This window comes from Kineococcus indalonis (assembly GCF_009906395.1).
GTDB classification, from domain to species: Bacteria; Actinomycetota; Actinomycetes; order Actinomycetales; family Kineococcaceae; genus Kineococcus; species Kineococcus indalonis.
The window spans coordinates 1-2,073 of record NZ_JAAALM010000630.1 but is presented as its reverse complement, the minus strand read 5'-3'; the positions used below and the strand labels follow the sequence as shown (position 1 = coordinate 2,073).

The window sequence follows — 2,073 nt, the reverse complement described above, 5'->3', positions numbered from 1 at the left end:
GTGCGCGGTCATCGGGGGCTCCTGGTCGGCGGGGCGGGACGCTCCGGTGTACGCCGGGCCCCTGTCGGCCGGCTGTCAGCGCGCTGCCGCGGGCACCGGGCGGGCCGACGAGGGCGGGGCGGGAATCCCCCCGCCCCCCCATCAGTTGAGAGTTCAATGAGACACCCGGTGGGGGTGTGGAGGAGGGTGGAGCGGTGGAGATCGGCATCAGCGCGTTCGCGGAGACCACGCCGGACGGCACCGGCGCCACGATCAGCCACGCGCAGCGGCTGCGCGAGGTCGTCGAGGAGGTCGAGCTCGCCGACCAGGTCGGCCTGGACGTCTACGGCCTCGGGGAGCACCACCGGCCCGACTACGCCGCCTCCGCCCCCGCGGTCGCCCTGGCCGCGGCCGCCTCGCGCACCTCCCGCATCCGGCTGTCCAGCGCCGTCACGGTGCTGTCCTCCGACGACCCGGTGCGCGTCTTCCAGCAGTTCGCCACCCTCGACGGCCTCTCCGACGGGCGCGCGGAGGTCCTCGCCGGGCGCGGCTCCTTCATCGAGTCCTTCCCGCTGTTCGGGTACGACCTGGCCGACTACGACGAGCTGTTCAGCGAGAAGCTCGACCTGCTGCTGGCCATCCAGAAGGACCCCGCGCACGTCACCTGGCCCGGCGGGCGCCACCGCGCCGCCGTCGAGGGCCTGGGCGTCTTCCCGCTGCCCGTGCAGCAGCCGCTGCCCGTGTGGATCGGCGTGGGCGGCAACCCGCAGTCGGTCGTGCGCGCCGGCGCGCTGGGCCTGCCCCTGGCCGTGGCCATCATCGGCGGCGAGCCCGCGCAGTTCCGCCCCCTGGTGGACCTGTACCGCGAGGCCGCCCGCCGCTCCGGGCACGACCCGGCGACCCTGCCGGTGGCCACCCACTCGCACGGCTTCGTGGCCGACACCAGCCAGCGCGCCACCGACGTGCACTTCGAGCCCTACCGGTACGCGATGAACGTCATCGGCCGCGAGCGCGGCTGGCACCCCTTCAGCCGCACCAGCTACGAGGCGGGCCGCAGCCGCCGCGGCGCGCTGCTCGTGGGCTCCCCGCAGGAGGTGGCCGAGAAGGTCCTGCTGCAGCGCGAGCAGCTCGGCATCGACCGCTTCATGCTGCACCTGAGCGCGGGCACGGTGCCGCACCGCGAGGTCATGCGCGCGGTGGAGCTGCTGGGCACCGAGGTCGCCCCCCTCGTGCGCGCCGAGGCCGGCCCCACCGTCCCCTCGCACCCGGTGCCCGCCCCGGCCGCGCCGGTGGCGCAGGACGCCACCGCCTGACCCCGGCACCCGCCGGACGCGCGGGAGCCCCCGACCCGGTGCGGGTCGGGGGCTCCCGCGTCGTGCGCACCGCCGCGGTCAGCTCCGGCGGCTCCGGCGCCGGCGCACCAGGAGCACCACGGCCAGCGCCACCACCGCCACGGCCACGCCCACCAGGGCGCCGCTCTGCTGCTCGGGGGTGCCCGGGGCGCTCTCGCTGGCCCCGTGCACGGAGGTGACGGCGCGGTCCTTCACGTCGGCGGCCCTGTGCTGCACCTGGGCCTTGAGGTCCTCGACCTTGGCCTGCGCCTGCCCCTTGACGTCGGCCTTGGCGGCCAGGGCGTCGGCGGTGGCCGCCAGGCGCTCGCGGGTCTGCTCGATGTCCCGCTCCAGCTCGGCGCGGTCGGTGGGCGGGGTGGGCTGGGTGCTGCTCATCGCTTGAAACCCTCCTTGACGGCGTCGACGTCCCTCTTCACGCCGTCCACGGCCGCCTGCGGCACCGGCGGCGTGGCCTGCTGGACCTCCTTCTTGCCCACCAGGGCGGCCGCGGCGGCCAGCGCCAGCAGGACGACGGCCACGATGAGCGCGGCCAGCCACACGTCCACCGCCAGCGACAGGGCGGCGATCGCGGTGGTGACCAGGGCGGCGATCGCGAAGAACGCGAGCAGCCCGGCGATCGAGAACGCCCCGAGGCCCAGGCCGGCCTTCTTGCCCTTCTCGGTGAGGTCCATCTTCGCCAGCTGCACCTCGTCGCGCACCAGGCGCGACACCTGCTGGGTGAGGTCGCTGACGAGTCCGTCGG

General features: G+C 75.7%; 3 protein-coding genes. 1 reads left to right on the top strand and 2 read right to left on the bottom strand.

Annotated elements, in window-relative coordinates; genetic code table 11:
- The first annotated feature begins 194 nt into the window (after positions 1-194).
- Positions 195-1,292, top strand: coding sequence for an LLM class flavin-dependent oxidoreductase (locus GTR00_RS19725; protein WP_166613250.1), 1,098 nt, complete (start codon positions 195-197; stop codon positions 1,290-1,292).
- 78 nt (positions 1,293-1,370) lie between these two features.
- On the opposite strand, the gene GTR00_RS19720 is transcribed toward GTR00_RS19725, so the two are convergent.
- Together GTR00_RS19720 and GTR00_RS19715 are read right to left on the bottom strand one after the other, a co-directional pair.
- Complete coding sequence (locus GTR00_RS19720; RefSeq protein ID WP_166613249.1) at positions 1,371-1,706, bottom strand: DUF3618 domain-containing protein; 336 nt, start codon at positions 1,704-1,706, stop codon at positions 1,371-1,373.
- Positions 1,703-2,073, bottom strand: a 371-nt coding sequence (locus GTR00_RS19715) for a phage holin family protein (RefSeq protein ID WP_166613248.1), incomplete at its 5' end; no start/stop codon positions are given. The genes GTR00_RS19720 and GTR00_RS19715, both read right to left, overlap by 4 nt.

Excerpts from the sequence above, each read along its gene's own strand:
- GTR00_RS19720 (WP_166613249.1), bottom strand. The coding sequence starts at position 1,706 with ATGAGCAGCACCCAGCCCACCCCGCCCACCGACCGCGCCGAGCTGGAG.